Annotated in this window: 15 protein-coding genes; 3 read left to right on the forward strand and 12 right to left on the reverse strand. The window is 40.3% G+C overall.

Features of this window, described 5'->3' with window-relative positions; genetic code table 11:
• Positions 1 to 256: 256 nt before the first annotated feature.
• Positions 257 to 2,719 (reverse strand): translocation and assembly module lipoprotein TamL, encoded by a 2,463-nt coding sequence (tamL, locus tag PZB74_RS10315; protein ID WP_302242523.1) that lies wholly within the window; start codon positions 2,717 to 2,719, stop codon positions 257 to 259.
• Between tamL and PZB74_RS10320 the strand changes: the two genes are divergently transcribed.
• Together PZB74_RS10320 and PZB74_RS10325 are read left to right on the forward strand one after the other, a co-directional pair.
• Positions 2,710 to 3,468 (forward strand): TrmH family RNA methyltransferase, encoded by a 759-nt coding sequence (locus PZB74_RS10320; RefSeq protein WP_302242524.1) that lies wholly within the window; start codon positions 2,710 to 2,712, stop codon positions 3,466 to 3,468. The two genes, tamL and PZB74_RS10320, sit on opposite strands and share 10 nt — an antisense overlap.
• 297 nt (positions 3,469 to 3,765) lie before the next feature.
• Complete coding sequence (locus PZB74_RS10325; protein ID WP_302242525.1) at positions 3,766 to 4,434, forward strand: response regulator transcription factor; 669 nt, start codon at positions 3,766 to 3,768, stop codon at positions 4,432 to 4,434.
• On the opposite strand, the gene PZB74_RS10330 is transcribed toward PZB74_RS10325, so the two are convergent.
• The 8 genes from PZB74_RS10330 to PZB74_RS10365 all read right to left on the reverse strand — a co-directional run bounded on the left by PZB74_RS10330 (position 4,431) and on the right by PZB74_RS10365 (position 12,452).
• Positions 4,431 to 5,234, reverse strand: a complete 804-nt coding sequence (locus PZB74_RS10330) for a queuosine precursor transporter (RefSeq protein WP_436837128.1) — start codon at positions 5,232 to 5,234, stop codon at positions 4,431 to 4,433. The genes PZB74_RS10325 and PZB74_RS10330 overlap by 4 nt on opposite strands.
• A complete protein-coding gene (locus tag PZB74_RS10335) occupies positions 5,231 to 6,148 on the reverse strand; it encodes a ribonuclease Z (RefSeq protein WP_302242527.1) in 918 nt (305 codons plus the stop codon). Before PZB74_RS10335 ends, PZB74_RS10330 begins: the two co-directional genes overlap by 4 nt.
• Positions 6,149 to 6,151: 3 nt before the next feature.
• Complete coding sequence (locus tag PZB74_RS10340; protein WP_302242528.1) at positions 6,152 to 6,547, reverse strand: STAS domain-containing protein; 396 nt, start codon at positions 6,545 to 6,547, stop codon at positions 6,152 to 6,154.
• Between the two features lie 136 nt (positions 6,548 to 6,683).
• A complete protein-coding gene (locus PZB74_RS10345; RefSeq protein ID WP_302242529.1) occupies positions 6,684 to 7,619 on the reverse strand; it encodes a phosphoribosylaminoimidazolesuccinocarboxamide synthase in 936 nt (311 codons plus the stop codon).
• 102 nt (positions 7,620 to 7,721) lie between these two features.
• Entirely contained in the window at positions 7,722 to 9,035 is a 1,314-nt protein-coding gene (locus PZB74_RS10350) for a toxin-antitoxin system YwqK family antitoxin (protein ID WP_302242530.1), read from the reverse strand.
• A gap of 50 nt (positions 9,036 to 9,085) precedes the next feature.
• Positions 9,086 to 10,063: a Smr/MutS family protein gene (locus tag PZB74_RS10355; protein WP_302242531.1), complete on the reverse strand. Its 978-nt coding sequence runs from the start codon at positions 10,061 to 10,063 to the stop codon at positions 9,086 to 9,088.
• A 65-nt stretch (positions 10,064 to 10,128) separates the two neighbouring features.
• Positions 10,129 to 11,043, reverse strand: a complete 915-nt coding sequence (locus tag PZB74_RS10360; RefSeq protein WP_302242532.1) for a DUF2279 domain-containing protein — start codon at positions 11,041 to 11,043, stop codon at positions 10,129 to 10,131.
• Between the two features lie 98 nt (positions 11,044 to 11,141).
• A complete protein-coding gene (locus tag PZB74_RS10365; RefSeq protein ID WP_302242533.1) occupies positions 11,142 to 12,452 on the reverse strand; it encodes a cryptochrome/photolyase family protein in 1,311 nt (436 codons plus the stop codon).
• Between the two features lie 173 nt (positions 12,453 to 12,625).
• Between PZB74_RS10365 and icd the strand changes: the two genes are divergently transcribed.
• The gene (gene icd, locus PZB74_RS10370; protein WP_302242534.1) at positions 12,626 to 13,846 is read left to right on the forward strand and encodes an NADP-dependent isocitrate dehydrogenase; all 1,221 of its coding nucleotides are present in this window, start codon (positions 12,626 to 12,628) and stop codon (positions 13,844 to 13,846) included.
• Between the two features lie 78 nt (positions 13,847 to 13,924).
• Here the strand turns inward: icd and PZB74_RS10375 are convergent, their stop codons facing one another.
• The 3 genes from PZB74_RS10375 to PZB74_RS10385 all read right to left on the reverse strand — a co-directional run bounded on the left by PZB74_RS10375 (position 13,925) and on the right by PZB74_RS10385 (position 15,709).
• Positions 13,925 to 14,284: a hypothetical protein gene (locus tag PZB74_RS10375; RefSeq protein WP_302242536.1), complete on the reverse strand. Its 360-nt coding sequence runs from the start codon at positions 14,282 to 14,284 to the stop codon at positions 13,925 to 13,927.
• Between the two features lie 423 nt (positions 14,285 to 14,707).
• Entirely contained in the window at positions 14,708 to 14,869 is a 162-nt protein-coding gene (locus PZB74_RS10380; RefSeq protein ID WP_302242538.1) for a hypothetical protein, read from the reverse strand.
• Between the two features lie 33 nt (positions 14,870 to 14,902).
• Positions 14,903 to 15,709: a DnaJ domain-containing protein gene (locus PZB74_RS10385; protein ID WP_302242539.1), complete on the reverse strand. Its 807-nt coding sequence runs from the start codon at positions 15,707 to 15,709 to the stop codon at positions 14,903 to 14,905.
• Positions 15,710 to 15,744: the final 35 nt, after the last annotated feature.

Consider the following 15,744-nt stretch of genomic DNA (forward strand, 5'->3'; position numbering starts at 1 on the left):
GTATTTTCAATTAATAAATTACATATCACTAAATTATCAATGCTTAGTTTATAAAAATCCCAAAGGTGGAAAAACTAAAATTTATTCACGATAATAGCTGAATTTAGAAAAAAGAAAGCGTTAACTCAATAAATAATGCTATATGTAACAATAAAAAAATATGGAGAAACGTTGCGTGTAATATTTATAAATTGGATGCAAAAAGTACAATTGTATACAAGGCTTATTAGAATTGGTAAGATCTATAACCTACTTATCAGAAAGGATAACCGATACCCAGATTAAATACACCATTGCTTATTTCTTGACCTACTGTAAACTTTTGACCTATCCAGCGTAGTCCATCTTCGCGAGCAGGATCATAAATTTTAACACCATAGTCGAAGCGAACAATCAAGAAAGAAAAATCCAGGCGAAGACCTAAGCCTGAGCCAACTGCAATTTGCTCTAGAAAAGTGCTAAACTCAAAGTTGGCTTTGGGGCGAGCATCATTTTCGTACAGTAACCAAACATTACCAGCGTCTATAAAAAAGCCGCCACTCACAAACCCAAAAAGCTCTCGGCGTAGCTCTACGCTTGTTTCTAACAATATTTCGCCAGGCTGCTCATTGTTGTAGACAAAGTACCCTTCTTCATCAGTTTCAGGGGTAGAAGCGCCGGGGCCAAGGCGGCGAGGTCTCCAGGCTCTAATACTATTACTACCCCCGGCAAAAAAGTATTTCTCATAAGGGAGTACATTGGCGGCACTATCGCCATAAGGTACAGCTACGCCAACATTAAAGCGGTAAGCAAGATCTGTAGAACGAGAAAGAGGAATGTACTGTCTAAAGTCAGTGTTAACTTTAAAGTACTTAAAATACTCTAAGCCCTGATCAGTGACTATATCAGGGTTAATTAGGTTAAATATAGTACCTCCGCTTTCTACATAAGCCTTAAAATAAGAAGCGGTATTTTTCTTATCGGCGTAGTTGCCGTAGTTGTTGAAATTAAAAATTGCAGAAAAGTTGATGCTGCTTACAAAAGAAGGCTCAAAAGATCTACTTAGTGGAATCCCCAAGGCTTCCTGATTATCCAAAAGCTCTCTAAAATCATCGCTAATATTTCGTGAGTCAATCAGGTTAATATCAAGAGGAGTAAGCACATAGTTTATCTTCTGGTCTTTCTGCCATGTATAAGCCAGTGAAGTATTAAAATTGGTCCGTACGTACTCTCTGCGGTCAGTATAGTTATAACCAGTTTGCAGGCGCGTACGTGGGTTTAGTGCCCCCAGGCGAGATTTCCATATCTCGGGTAATGGAAAGATAAATTGAGGAAAGGTAAGTGACAAATTTCCTCCGGCTTCTACACTACGGTAAGCGCCCTGCCCCTCGGTACCAGAGGGAGGGGGTACACCTTCTATACCTGCTCTACCATTAATTTCCAGTATTTCCAGCGCCCCAAACACATTTCTCACCTTAAGCGAAGAGTTAATAAAGGGGCCGGGCAGTCCCTGGCTTACATTTAAGCCTACCTCATTTGAAGTTTGGTACTTTTTAAGAGGACTGGCGTAAATTCTAGCGATAAAATGGTTGCCTGTAGTGTCGTAATTAATGTTAATAAACTTAAATACATCCAGATTAGAGAGCTGTCTTTGCGTTTGTAAAGATTGCTCCAGGCTGTACAGGCTATCGGGGTAGATGAATATACGGCGGTCCAGTATTTTTTTATAGTACTGGTACTCATGGTAACGATAAATGATATTGTTATACTCACCACTGGAGCGAGTCAGGCTGGTAGTACGGTCTGTACTAATATCTGAGTCTGTGACAAATATGACAGAATCTAGTTTAAACCTTTTATGGTAGCCTCTCTTGGCCGGATCGCGCACAACGGTATGTACCGCTACTTTTCTGTTTGCAATTGTGGAGTCTACCTGATATTCTATATACTGTCGGCTAAAATCGTAGAATCCATTATTTCTGAGGATAGTCTCTATACGCTCCCTTTCCTTTGAGAGGTTATCCTGATCATATATACGGTCTTCTCTAACCAGTCGGTCTTCAAGGTTATCTTTAATAAGCTGCTGAATAATACTGTCCTGAGCAAAGTAGGTAATGGTGTCTATACGGTAAGGAAGTTCCTCCTCTATAGTGTAAATAGAAGTGATTTTTTTTCCACTTAAACTGGTCTCATGGTCAACAGTACCATTAAAAAAACCTTTAGTGTGCAGGTAATTTTCCATCTGCTGACGAGTAACTTCAGCCTGCGTACTGTCATAGACAGATAGGGGTTCGCCCCAGCGCATGAGCAGGTTCCCTTCCTCTAGCTTACGATCTACTTTATTGACCTTTTTTTCTTTCTTGGCTTCTAGTTTTTGAATTCTCTTCTCCTTTTCAGCATCTTCTATTTTGTTATTGTATTTCTCAATAAGATCCTGTTTCTGCTGTTGTAGTTCTTCCTTATCATAGAAGTCCTGCCCGATATGGTAAATCCATACAAAGGGAGTAAAAGGAACAAGGGGAAACTTACGGTTGGGCTCCTGCCGGTAGAAGTCAGACAGGTCCTCTTCGCTAAGTCTATCAGAGTTGTTAATTTTTTGTTTATATAGCAGATATTCTCCCTCTTCCAGATAGCGTGTACCCAGACAGCTAGAAAGAATGGTGCAGAATAATAAGGCGTAGAGGCTACGCTTGATAACGCGATATAATGATGTAGTACTAATAGCTAAAAATGATTTCAAAAAGAACGTTAAAACTAATTAAGTCGCTTCAACAAAAGAAGTATCGTAAAAAATATAACCTTTTTATAGTTGAGGGAGGAAAAAATGTGCAAGAACTCCTCTCAGCCAACTTTAGCATAAGAACGCTTATCGCGACACCAGTGTTTTTAGAAGCCCAAAAAGACTTTATAAAAACTCGCAATTTCTTAGAAATTATTGAAACTGAGGAAAAACAATTAAGTATAGCTAGTACTTTTAAAAGTAATAATGCGGCTTTGGCATTGGTAGATATACCTGAAGCTACACCCTATATAAGTGATAAGAACAATTTTGAGCTGGTTTTAGATGACGTAAAGGACCCTGGTAATCTTGGTACAATTTTACGCATTGCTGATTGGTATGGCATTACCAATGTAATTTGCTCCCCGGAAACGACCGATGTCTATAGCCCCAAAGTAGTCAGCGCGAGTATGGGTTCTTTTTTAAGAGTAAAGGTTTTTTATAGAGAACTGAATACATTTTTTCAGCAAAATAAAAAAACTGTCTATGGTGCCTACGCAGAAGGAGGCGAAAATGTACATACAATTGAGTTTGAGAAAGAAGGGATTCTGGTAATGGGTAGTGAGTCACATGGAGTTAGACCGTCGGTAGAAGGCTTTGTAAATCATAAAGTACATATACCCTCTTATGGAAAAGCCGAATCCTTAAACGTAGGCATTGCTACATCGGTAATTTGCGATAATATCAGAAGAGTGGTTAGTAATTTATGATTAGCAATAGGCGTATTTTACGTGTATTAAGTATTAGCACGATAATAATTGATTGATTATTCACTTATATTTTATAGCTTGTAAAGTATTTTGACTCAGTATTTATAAGAAAATGTTGAAAGTTGTAGCTTTTAACAAGGAAAAAAGTGCTTTACTTCCTACAAATACTGACAATAATTGTACGTGAATAATATTAGAATGCTTAAATTGTTTAGCAATTTTATTCAGCTACATAAGTGCTGCTATTATTATTAGTGAGAATATACTACACCCAACAATTACAACTAGCTAATTTTCATGGAAACAAACTTAGAGTTGATCATAGTAGATGATCATATGCTGTTTAGACAAGGATTAATTCAACTATTAAATGAGCGCCTGGAGCAGGTCAATATAAGAGAGGCTAGTAATGGAAAAGAGCTTTTGTCCATGATTAGAAGCCAAAAACCCGAAATAGTGCTGATGGACCTGGAGATGCCCGAAATGAATGGGATTGAAACCTCTAATGCTTTACTTTCTGACCCTGCCTACAAAGACATTAAAATTATCGTGCTGAGCATGCACGAAAACGAAAAATTTGTTTTAGAACTTATTGAGAGTGGTATTCACGGGTACGTACTCAAAGATGCTGACATAGACGAAGTAATTAAAGCTATTGATGTGGTACAGAGTGGACAGTATTATGTAAGCCAGCATACACTTAATGCCATCCGCAAAGATGTGAACCTAAGCAATCAGTTTGATCATACCTTTGAGTTTGAAGGAGAAAAACTCACCGAACGCGAGAAAGAGATCTTACGCCTTATCTGTAAAGAATATACCAATAAGGAGATGGCTGACGAGCTAAATCTTAGTGTGAGAACTATTGACGGTCATCGTAACCGTATCCTGAAAAAAACCGGAATGAAAAATACGGCAGGCCTTATTAAATATGCTTTGCAAAAGGGTATTTATAGCCTGGATTAGTCAATGGAGATGTCCTGACTTGCCTCATTCATCATCTGCTCTGCTAAATCCTTGCCCAGAAAACTGTCAATCAGGTAGTGGGCAAGGTAAAGTAGGGGAGTAAGCACTACCGCAACTACAAACTTATAAATGTAGTTGACAATACCCACCGCAATTACCTGGGGCAAAGCCCAGTTGCCAAAAACATAGAAGGCGATAAACAGTACTACAAAACTATCTACTAGCTGAGATACTAGTGTAGAGCCCGTGGCTCTGAGCCATATTTTGCTGCTTCCTGTAATTCTCCTTAGCTTATGAAAAACTATCACATCCAGCAACTGCCCGATAAGAAAGGCTACTAATGAGCCGATAATAATACCCAGTCCCTGACGAAAAATCTTTCTAAAAGCAAAATCTATGTTGAACGGATTGCCTTTATCGTCTACCTGATTTACATCTAACCAAAAGTTGGCAGGTGCCAGCTCAGTAACCAGGTAAATGACAACAAAAGCATAGGCAATAAGAAAAATAGTGAGGTAACTAATCTGTTTCACACCTTTTTTACCAAAATACTCATTGATAATATCAGTAGTAATAAAAACTACTGGCCAAATTACAGCACCAGCAGTAAGGTTAAAGTCTAACACAAAGTCTCCTAGCAGCCGAATTTGAGCGGGAGGAAGAGCCATTGTAGCCTCCGCTGAAAAAATTTTTACTCCTATTAACTCTGCCAGTAATGCATTAGTTAAAAAAATACCGCTTAAAACGATAAAAAGAATGTTTCTTTTATGTTTGCTGGTACTGCTTTCCACAACTATCAATCTTCAATGTTGTGATCTTCCCCCTCTACGGCCAGAGAGGTATTAGGAAATACTGACTGAGCTTCTTTGAGCAGTGGTTGCAGATCTTTATAACGGCTGGAGTAATGTCCAATAATAAGATGGCCGACATTTGCCTTAGCAGCTATGGTAGCGGCATCTATTGTGGTGGAGTGATAGCGCTCTCTAGCTTTTTCTGCCTGGTCGTGCATGAATGTAGCTTCGTGATAGAGTAGGTCTACACCCTCTATTATTGAGAGGATACGTTCGTTATAACGGGTATCTGAACAATAGGCATAGGAACGGCTTTTGCGAGCAGGTAGGGTAAGCTCTTCATTACTGTAACGTAGTCTGCCTTCAGCATCATAAAGGTTTCTACCTTCTTTAAGCTCCAGAATGTCAGCAACGCTTATCTCCCGGTTTAGTTTTTCTTTGTTAATTCTCCGGGGCTTAGGTTTTTCTTTGAACAGGTATCCGCTACAGGCAATACCATGATCTAAAGGAATACTTTGAACGGTAAAACAAGAGGTATCCAGCAAAGTATAAGACTCTTGGCTATCTACAACATTAAAGTGAATTTTAAACCTTAGGTTGGCATTGGTAGCTCTCATCTGAACAGTAACAATTTCTGAGAGCTGGTAAGGACCGAAGATGTGCAGGTCTTCAGTCCTACCGTTTAGGTTCATGGTATTTATCAGTCCGATAAGGCCGTAGATATGATCTCCGTGTAGGTGGCTGATAAAAATATAGTTGATTCGGCTAACTCTGGCTTTAAACTTAAGGAGCTGCATCTGGGTGCCTTCTCCACAATCAATAAGCATGTGGTAGTTTTCCAGATTGAGCAAATGGCTACTTTGATGCCTGCCATAAGCCGGAGTAGCGGAGTTAGACCCTAATATTTTGAGCAGAAAAGCCAATGCTTAGTCCACACCATTATCGTTGTCAGAACCGTTGTTCAGGTCTTTCTCAATTTCGTTCATAAACACTGCATCTACTGCTTCTTCCAGGGTAGGAATTACTGTCATGACGTTATCCAGTTGAGAAATCTTGATTAGCTTCATTACATGCTCGTTCAGGCAGCACATGATAAACATACCTCCATCTTCGCGGAAGATTCGGTTACCTACCAATAATGCGCTCAGCCCTGAAGAGTCTGTGTATTTTACCTGGCTCATGTTAAGAATCAGGTTTTTTACGCCCTCAGCATGCATGGTAATAAGTTCTGACTTAAGTTCAGGAGCAATAGAAGCATCTAATTTTTCCTCCTGAAGAAGAAAAGTACTGTACTGCTCTTTTTTGTCTATAGAATATTTCATCTGGTTATTAATTTATTTTTTGCTGGCCTTCTATGGGCCTTAAGAAACCAGGCGTAGCTGCCATTTGTATGCTGCTTTACGCCTGCCTCATGATACACATTGTTTAATGAAGGTTAGAAGACGTTAATTTACAAAACTATAAGGCATTTATTATGTTTTGCTCTATTCTCTTAGCCATGTCCTCTGTATTTTCTCTTACAAATGGTTTGGCTGTTATTTTTTCATAAAGTTCTATATAACGCTCAGAGATATTATTTACCACTTCGTCAGTCATCTCTGGCATAGCTTGTCCTTCTTTACCCTGAAAGCCCTCAGAGATTAACCATTGACGGACAAACTCTTTAGAGAGCTGTTTCTGGGTTTCACCCTTTTGCTGTCGTTCCTCATAACCCTCCGCATAGAAGTAGCGAGAAGAGTCCGGAGTATGAATTTCATCAATCAGGTGTATACTGCCGTCAAATGTACCAAATTCATACTTCGTATCTACCAAAATTAGACCTCTACTTTTGGCAATGTTGGTACCACGCTCAAATAAGCGGTACGTATACTCCTCCAGTCGCTTATATTCCTTTTCTGGTACCAGCCCCTGAGCGATAATTTCCTCACGCGAAATATCCTCATCGTGTCCTTCCTGAGCCTTGGTGGCAGGAGTAATAATAGGTTGCGGCAAAGGATCATTCTCCTTGAGGCCTTCTGGCAGACTTACCCCGCACAGGCTTCGTTTACCGTCACGGTATTCTCTCCAGGCATGCCCTGCCAGATAACCTCTAATTACCATTTCTATAGGATAAGGCTTGCAGTTAAAGCCTAACATGGCATTAGGGTCTGGCATAGCCGTTACCCAGTTAGGTACGATATCTGCCGTAGCATTTAAAAAGTCAAAGGCAATCTGGCTTAGTACCTGCCCTTTGTAAGGTATTGCCCGTGGCAAAATTACATCAAAAGCAGATATACGATCTGTCGCGATCAGTACAATTTGCTTATCTAAAAAATATACGTCCCGAACTTTACCGCTATAAAAGCCAGTCTGGCCGGGTAGCTCAAAACGGGTTTCAGTTATAGTATTTCCCATAAGCGGGCAAAGTTAATGATATGTAGAGAAAAAAGATACGTTATATCAAAACTTGATGCAAAAATAGCGGTAGTTCATGATATAAAAAGTATGGCCAGGAGCTTATTTAGTATTGCTGTAGTTTTTGGTGTCTAATATGTTGCCCTGAGTATCGTATGTAATCCACTCTCCAGTTTTTTTGCCTCCACTATAAGTACCTTCTTCTGCCAGACTTCCATCTTCGTGGAAAGCTTTAAAAGGACCCTGTTTGGCGCCAAAGTAATAGGTAGTTTCGCTTTTCAACTCACCAGAAGGGTAATACACTTTGTTTTTGCCAGTTTTACGACCCTTGTTGTAGTCCTGTGTGCTTTGGATACGTCCGTTTTCAAAGTAATTGATAAGCGTACCATGCAGCACTCCATTTTGATAGGGCTCTTCTTTCTTGGGTTTAGCATTAGGGTAGTAGCTTTTCCAGCTACCTTTAGGTTTTTTATCCTGACTATAGGCCTGCTCAGCTTTTAGGGTGCCATCTTCATAATATTGTTTTTTGCTTATTCCTTCATCTTCATGAATAAGCAGAGCAGAAAGCTGCCCATTGGAGAAGTAGGTTTTGTGCTCTCCAATCTCTTTCCCTTTACGGTACTGGCTTTGCATTTTTAGCGAGCCATCCTGAAAATAATATTTTGCTTCTCCGTCCAGAAAACCTTCTTTGTAAACTTCATCACGAAGGAGTTGCCCCTCCTGGCTGTAGGACTGTGAACTACCGTGGCGCTGCCCCTTACGAAAGGTAGTTTTATCAGCAACCTGGCCATTTGGATGATATTCAGTAACCAGCCCATCAACTACTCCTTTCTGGTAGTTTAGTTCTACTCTTATAGATCCATCTTTGTAGTACCTTTTTGCAGGGCCATGCTGCTGCCCGCCCTGGTAAGTAATTTCCTCCTGAAGATTCCCATTAGGGTAGTAAGCTTCTATTTTACCTTCTGGCTTACCATTCAAGAACTGTGTTTTATTTTTTAGTGTACCGTCATTATAGTACAGCTTAAGTGCCCCCTGTAAGGTGTCGTTAACATAAGTAGCCGTCTGAATAGTATCGCCTTGCGGGCTCAGCACAATTACTTCTCCGTTTTTGATGCCCTTTTCAAAAGGGGTAAGTCTCTGGAGAGAACCATCAGTGTAATAATCTTTAAGCGCACCGCTCAGTTTGCCTTTTTCAAAAGAGGCCGTAGTGGCCAGTTGCCCATCCTCGTAATACTTCTGGTACATACCCTGTACCATACTACTATCTTTATCAAGAACATAATATTTCTCTTTCAGAATAGTCTGGGCTGAGTCATAGTATGTTTGAATAAGAGTAGTTTGCTGTGCTACGGAAGTAGTTGTACTACAGAAAGTTATAATTATAAAAGTGCAAAGCAGAAGGCAGTATTTTATCATTTTTTGCTCTTTGGTCAAATATCAGGTTTATCCTCTAACAAAGGATAACGTTATTTGATCCTTACTAGCGTGGCACCAAAGCCAAATTTTTCTTTCATACTATCTTCAAAGTATTTGATGCCCTGCATTTTTGATAGTTTTTTATGGATACGGTTTCTTAATGTTCCATTTCCTACACCGTGAATGAAGGTGATTTCATCCATTCCGGTAGCAATAGCTCTGTCCAGGGTTTCTTCAAAAGTTTTCAGCTGTAGCTCCATCATATCATTATTGTTCATGGTATCATAGCTCTTGGTCAGCTTTTCTATATGCAGGTCTACCTGTTGCGGAGGACGGCTGAAACTTATACGGTTAGCTACATCCTGCTCCTGTGTATTGGCATAAATACGCTCCTTTACTTTATCCGGGTCTATAGGTTTTCCTCCGGCACCGCCCTCGTCTATCTGAAATAGGAATGCGGGTTTATCAATAATAGGCGCCTGACTTTGGCTCTTGAAAAATGTGGAGGCTTTAAATTTTAGTTTACGCGTAAGGGGTTCTCTCAGACTAAAGTAGCCATTTCGGAAAAAGAGAGTCTGAATAACAATTGTGGGCCACTGATCAAACTGACTTACGAGCACATCTTTAATCTTAACATAGTTATTGGCTTCTAAAGAACCCGAAATAAGACCTTTAAAGTTTTCGTTAGACTCTTCTCCAATGAGGTAGGGCATTTCAAATTCGGTATTGTTAACAAAGTATGCACTTAGTTGCTTGTCATTAAACTGAACAAACGCAATGTACATTCCCTGTCGGCTTCGGGTTTTGCTTACCTCCTGAGGGCTGGGCGCTTTATGAGTGACTGAAGATGTTTTTTCCTGTTTAAAGTAGTCTGCCTCTTCTTTGGCTACTACTACTACCTCCGCTCTCATGACGGGAATAGGAAAGCCATCTTCTATTTCGACTTCTATGAGGCCATCGTCCATAAACCGAGTGATGATACCCTCTTCGCTACCACGTAGCATCCTTACTTTATCTCCTATTTTCATCCTTTTGAGTCGTTTGGTAAAAAATGTAAGACAAAGGTAAGCCTAAGCGCGGACTTCTTAAAGTATTAAAAGTAGAGGGGGTAAAAACGAAAACCTTTTCCTTCCTGATAAGAGAGGGCAGGAGCTGGTAGGTGTATACGCTCGCTCAAATAAATCAGACTGTTTAGTAATTTATTTCCTATAGAAGTAGGTGGCTTTCTGAACTCGCGTAAGTCAAAGTCTGCAGCAAGGTAGTACTGACGGTAAGCTTTTAGGCCATAGGCCTCATTTTCATAACTTCGGCTGTAAACCATATTTTCGGCACCATAACCTATGGCAAGGTTAAGCCAGTGGGGGAAGTTCTTAGTCCCAAAGAATTTGTCTATATCTACTGAAAACCAGTAAGTTTGCCCATTATAGTCTTTCAGTAGCTCTTCACTTAGTCCATTTCCCAGAGTATTTGGACGCAAAGGTGCAAAGTCAGTACGATGAAATGAAAATTTTGGCTGAATGCGAATTTCCTCCCATAGCTCATATTGTATCGGGAGCAAAAGTGCTCCGGCAGTATTGGCAGCCAGATCGCTCCACGAAAACCCATAGGCCTGGGAGTACCCATCAAAAACTTCTACCGGAAGCAGTAGCACCTCTCCCATTAAAGCGCCGTACCAGTAGGTCTTCTTATCAGTGAGGCCAGCTCGCAAAAATGCGTTTGCCCCAAATTGGCTTATATGATAAGCGGAATATAAGTGGCCAGCTTTATCTACCTGCTTCCACTGCTGGCTGTCGTCAAAAACCTGAAACGATTGACTCTGCTGGTCTTTATACCATAAGGCGTATAGACCAACTTGTGCTAAACTATAGCTGGCACCAGAGATTATTAAAAACCGCTTAAGCTTTTTTTTGTCTAACGAGCGCTCGGGCTCTTCCATCTGCTGTGCATATGCCTGGTTTAACAAAGAAAAGCAGCAGATCAGGTGTAGAAAATAATGGCGGAACTTCACACAGGCAAGTTAGGCATTCCTCTAGATTGGGCCTTAATGGTATGGCATCAATTCTTAGAAATTATTAAGAGATGTACCAACTGCACCCAGTTTGCCGATTAGCTGTTGCTGACTGCTTTTTTATACACTTTGAGGGCACGCTCTCGCGCTTCTTTATGGTCTACCATAGGCTCCGGATAATCGTCGGTATCTACTTCAGGAACCCACTTTTTAATGTATTCGCGATCTTTATCAAACTTATCGGTCTGACTGTAGGGATTAAATATTCTGAAGTAAGGCTGTGCATCCACACCGCTACCAGCTGCCCACTGCCAACCTCCATTATTGTTAGCCAGCTCGTAGTCAAGCAGTTTTGAGGCAAAATACGCTTCTCCCCAGCGCCAGTCAATGAGCAGATGTTTGGTCAGAAAGCTGGCGGTAATCATACGGACACGGTTATGCATATAACCAATCGTATTGAGCTCACGCATACCGGCATCTACAATGGGATAGCCTGTCTTTCCTTCGCACCAGCGCTGAAACTCATCTTCATTGTTTCGCCAGGAGATTTTGTCGTATTTTGGTTTAAAAGCTTTGTCTACGACTTGTGGGTTATGATGAAGAATTTGCATATAAAACTCTCTCCAGATCAGTTCACTCAAAAAAGTGTCGCTAACCTTTAGTATTTCTTCTACCAGTTTACGAATACTGATGGTACCAAAACGCAAATGTACCCCTAAACGACTTGTGCCCTCACGCGCAGGATAGTCTCGGGCTTCTTCATACTTTTTGATGAGTTGATCGTCAATTTCGTTTTTGGGAATTTCTATATCTGAGCGTTCAAAATTCATATCCTGTAGGCTCAGCATACTGTTGGCTTTGGTTTTATGCCAGTTTTCAAAGCTTAGGGCAGAGGAGAGAGTATTTAACTCTGTTTTCTTAAATTTTTCCAGCCAGGCTTTTTTGTAGGGGGTAAATACTTTGTAGAAGTCACCTGAATTACTCAGAATCTCATCTTTTTCAAAAATAACCTGGTCTTTAAAAGTATTAAACTCTATATCATGTTCAGCCAGTAGTTTTTCAATAGTCTCATCTCTTTCTTTGGCATAAGGCTCATAATCTCTGTTGGTATACACAGCAGCAATATTGTACTTTTTTATAAGCTCCTGATACACCTCTTTGGGCTTACCATAATTTACCAGCATGCTTACTCTTTTTTCTGCCAGCTGGTTGTGCATGGCCTTTACGGTATCGTATATAAAAGTTACTCGGGCATCTTTAGTATTATCCAGGTCATCCAGAATATTTCGGTCAAAGATAAACAGAGGCAGTACCGGGTGTTTGTCTTTGAGGGCATAATACAGAGCAGTGTTATCTTCAAACCTTAGGTCGCGGCGGAACCAGAAAATGGAAATTTTATCAGAACTCATGAATTATATTATGGGTCAATGTCATTTGCAGACAAAAAAACAACAGGAGGGGCTATAAAGTGTTTGTAAGGAAAGTATCCTTATATTGCCAATTATTGGCTAATGCTTCGTTTAGCCATTGAAAATTGTTTAATTTGCCCGAAAATTTTTTAAATACCAAACCTCATAAATCAATGAGCGAACAAAAGATCACTATTGAAAATGGTCAACTTAATGTTCCAGACCAACCTATAATTCCTTTCATTGAAGGTGACGGCACCGGAGTGGATATTTGGCCTGCTGCCAAAAAAGTATTAGATGCTGCTGTTGAGAAAGCTTATAACGGAAGCAAAAAAATTGCCTGGAAAGAAGTGCTTGCAGGTGAAAAATCATACAACGAAAACGGTGAGTGGTTGCCAACAGCTACTCTTGATGCCTTTAGAGAATATTTGGTAGGTATTAAAGGCCCTCTTACTACACCAGTAGGTGGTGGTATCCGCTCTCTTAACGTAGCCCTACGTCAGGAGTTGGATCTGTATGCTTGCGTACGTCCTGTACGTTGGTACCAGGGAACACCTTCTCCGGTAAAAGATCCTGGCGCTTGTGATATGGTCATCTTTCGTGAAAATACCGAAGATATCTATGCAGGTATAGAGTATATGAACGGTACCCCTGAGTGCGACAAAGTGAAAAAATTCCTGACCGAAGAGATGGGGGTTAACAAAATTCGTTTCCCTGAGACTACTTCATTAGGAGTAAAGCCCGTATCGGTAGAAGGTACTGAGCGTTTGGTAAAAGGAGCTATTGACTATGCTTTTGCTCACAAACTACCTTCTGTAACACTGGTACACAAAGGTAATATCATGAAGTTTACTGAGGGTGCATTTAAGCAATGGGGATACGACCTTGCTAAAAGAGAATATGGCGCTCAGGACTATGAAGGGGGCCCTTGGCAAATCATAGAAAAAGACGGACATCAGGTTATCATCAAAGATGTAATAGCTGATGCCTTCTTGCAGCAGATTCTTCTTCGCCCTGCAGAGTACTCAGTAGTAGCTACACTTAACCTGAATGGTGACTATATTTCTGATGCTTTAGCAGCAATTGTTGGTGGTATTGGTATTGCTCCGGGAGCAAATATTAACTACAGCACTGGTAGCGCAATTTTTGAAGCTACGCACGGTACTGCACCTAAATATGCTGGTCAGGATAAAGTAAACCCTGGTTCTGTAATCCTTTCTGGAGCTATGATGCTTGACTACATGGGATGGACCGAAGCGGCTTCTTTAATCAGAAAAGGTTTAGAAGGGTCTATCGCCAACAAAAAAGTTACTTATGACTTTGAACGCCTGATGGAAGGTGCTACACTGCTTAAGTGCTCTGAGTTTGGTGATAGCATTATCAGCTATATGTAATTTATGCTGAAGCTATAAAAAAAGCAGGTGTTCGTGAGAGCACCTGCTTTTGTTTTATTAGTAAAGTGTTGTCATATACTATCTGGACCAGATTTTTTGTACTTCAGCTACCATATTTTCTACCAGAGATTTCTCCAGCCCTAGTCTTTCAGCTATGCTTATGCACAGTTGGTATTCTGGTTCGGCAATTTCGCCGTCAATGATAGACATAAAAATGACATCATTGAGTTGCTCTTCACGTTCAATCTGATTGAAGGGGACCATGTATTGTAACTTATGAGCGTCTAGTAACAGACGATCAACTTCATTAGCATCCAGGCCAAATTCTTCAGCGCGCTCAGTAAGAAACTCCCGTTCCCTGAAATTCAAGTACCCATCAGCCGCAGCTACAGCAATCAGATTTTTAAAGTGCTCTAATTTTATCTTTCTTTCTGGCATAAGAATATGGAGTAATAAATAATCATATACACAATTATATATAAGCGGCTGCGTATTGCCAATTTTGGGTTTTAAGGGAAATGTAATGTCAAAGGGGTGGCTCAGATTTTTTGATTTTTTCAGCAACTATCCTGCATTATGTTACGCAGATTTGGTCTGACAATTAACATCAATAGACAGGGGAATTATGGTAGTATTCTTAGTGCCCCCCTGCTAACTTTAACTAAAAAGGGAGTATGTCAGGCATAAAGACCTATAATCTTTAAATAATTACTCTATCTACTACATCTACAATGAAAACAGTTTTCTACCCCCTTGCACTTCCGGTTAGCCTGGTCATGTACGGCTCAAAATGCTAAATGTATCCATTTACAACCTTAGACTACACCAGATAAATTAATAGGTAGTGATACGCTACAAGAATTATTGGGCGCCTAGTATAAGTCCGTAGGCAATAAGCATTAGCCAGAATTTATAAGGCATAAGTAACGGAATGACAATTACACCAAAATGTAAGAACACTGCCACGCTGGCGATCATGGCAGAAATGAGTAATATAATATTTCGCGACTTTTTTTTGGTCATAAAAGAACAGGCTGTGTGGCTTTGGCTATAAGGCTACTTATCTGATAAGAAAACGAGAATCTGGATAATAAAAAGTATAAGTAAAATGGCAATAAGGCCGATTTTATTGTCCGAGCTTTTTGGCCAGCGAAAATAGAGTGTGCCCAGCAAAATAATAACAGGTATCAGAAAAAAGAAAAAGTTATAAACACTAAAAATGGGGTGCAGCTCCGTAGCCTGTGAGTTGAGTATAACATCTGCTTTTACCACAGTACCCAGCAGCGGTGTGGCGTGAATATTCGCAATAGAGCTTACCTTTTCCCAACTGTCGCTTACTTCGCGGTCTACCAGCATGGCATAGTTTTCAAAATGTAGAATACTATGACGATAAATGAGGTTTTGTCCGTATTGGTTGTCACTTTCGTAGGAGCGCGTAAGCTTGATAATTCGCTCTTCACGAGCTACCGAAGGCAGCAGATAATCTGTAAGAAGCAGAAAGTTACACAACAGAAATATGGTGACCAGATAGTCTGTATAATTGTAAATGATAAAAAGCGTTTTTCTTTTTTCTTCGGCCGCCTGGCGTTGGCGGGCTCGTGCTTCTTCTTTGGCCTTTTTTCTCCTCTCTGCGTACTCGCGTACATGGGCATCGTAAGCATAATTTACCGCTTCATTATGCGGAGTAGCTCCCACTTCCATCAAAAAGTTGTAGGCCTCTGTAATTTCTACAAACCTGTTTTGGGCATCCGGATCTTTGTTAATATCAGGATGATACAGCTTGGCAAGCTTGCGGTAAGCCTTTTTTATGTCGGCTTCAGACACGCCGGGTTGTAGCCCCAAGATATCCAGGTATTGATTCATGAATATAAAACTACTGATTACTTAACATTAACGTT

This window comes from Porifericola rhodea, from assembly GCF_030506305.1.
GTDB classification, from domain to species: domain Bacteria; phylum Bacteroidota; class Bacteroidia; order Cytophagales; family Cyclobacteriaceae; genus Catalinimonas; species Catalinimonas rhodea.

Bases quoted from the DNA above. Each gene is read 5' to 3' on its own strand.
- PZB74_RS10345 (WP_302242529.1), bottom strand. From the start codon at position 7,619: ATGGGAAATACTATAACTGAAACCCGTTTTGAGCTACCCGGCCAGACT.
- PZB74_RS10355 (WP_302242531.1), bottom strand. From the start codon at position 10,063: ATGAAAATAGGAGATAAAGTAAGGATGCTACGTGGTAGCGAAGAGGGT.
- PZB74_RS10365 (WP_302242533.1), bottom strand. From the start codon at position 12,452: ATGAGTTCTGATAAAATTTCCATTTTCTGGTTCCGCCGCGACCTAAGG.
- PZB74_RS10350 (WP_302242530.1), bottom strand. From the start codon at position 9,035: ATGATAAAATACTGCCTTCTGCTTTGCACTTTTATAATTATAACTTTC.
- icd (WP_302242534.1), top strand. From the start codon at position 12,626: ATGAGCGAACAAAAGATCACTATTGAAAATGGTCAACTTAATGTTCCA.
- PZB74_RS10340 (WP_302242528.1), bottom strand. From the start codon at position 6,547: ATGAAATATTCTATAGACAAAAAAGAGCAGTACAGTACTTTTCTTCTT.
- PZB74_RS10380 (WP_302242538.1), bottom strand. From the start codon at position 14,869: ATGACCAAAAAAAAGTCGCGAAATATTATATTACTCATTTCTGCCATG.
- PZB74_RS10385 (WP_302242539.1), bottom strand. From the start codon at position 15,709: ATGAATCAATACCTGGATATCTTGGGGCTACAACCCGGCGTGTCTGAA.
- PZB74_RS10375 (WP_302242536.1), bottom strand. From the start codon at position 14,284: ATGCCAGAAAGAAAGATAAAATTAGAGCACTTTAAAAATCTGATTGCT.
- PZB74_RS10325 (WP_302242525.1), top strand. From the start codon at position 3,766: ATGGAAACAAACTTAGAGTTGATCATAGTAGATGATCATATGCTGTTT.
- PZB74_RS10320 (WP_302242524.1), top strand. From the start codon at position 2,710: ATGATTTCAAAAAGAACGTTAAAACTAATTAAGTCGCTTCAACAAAAG.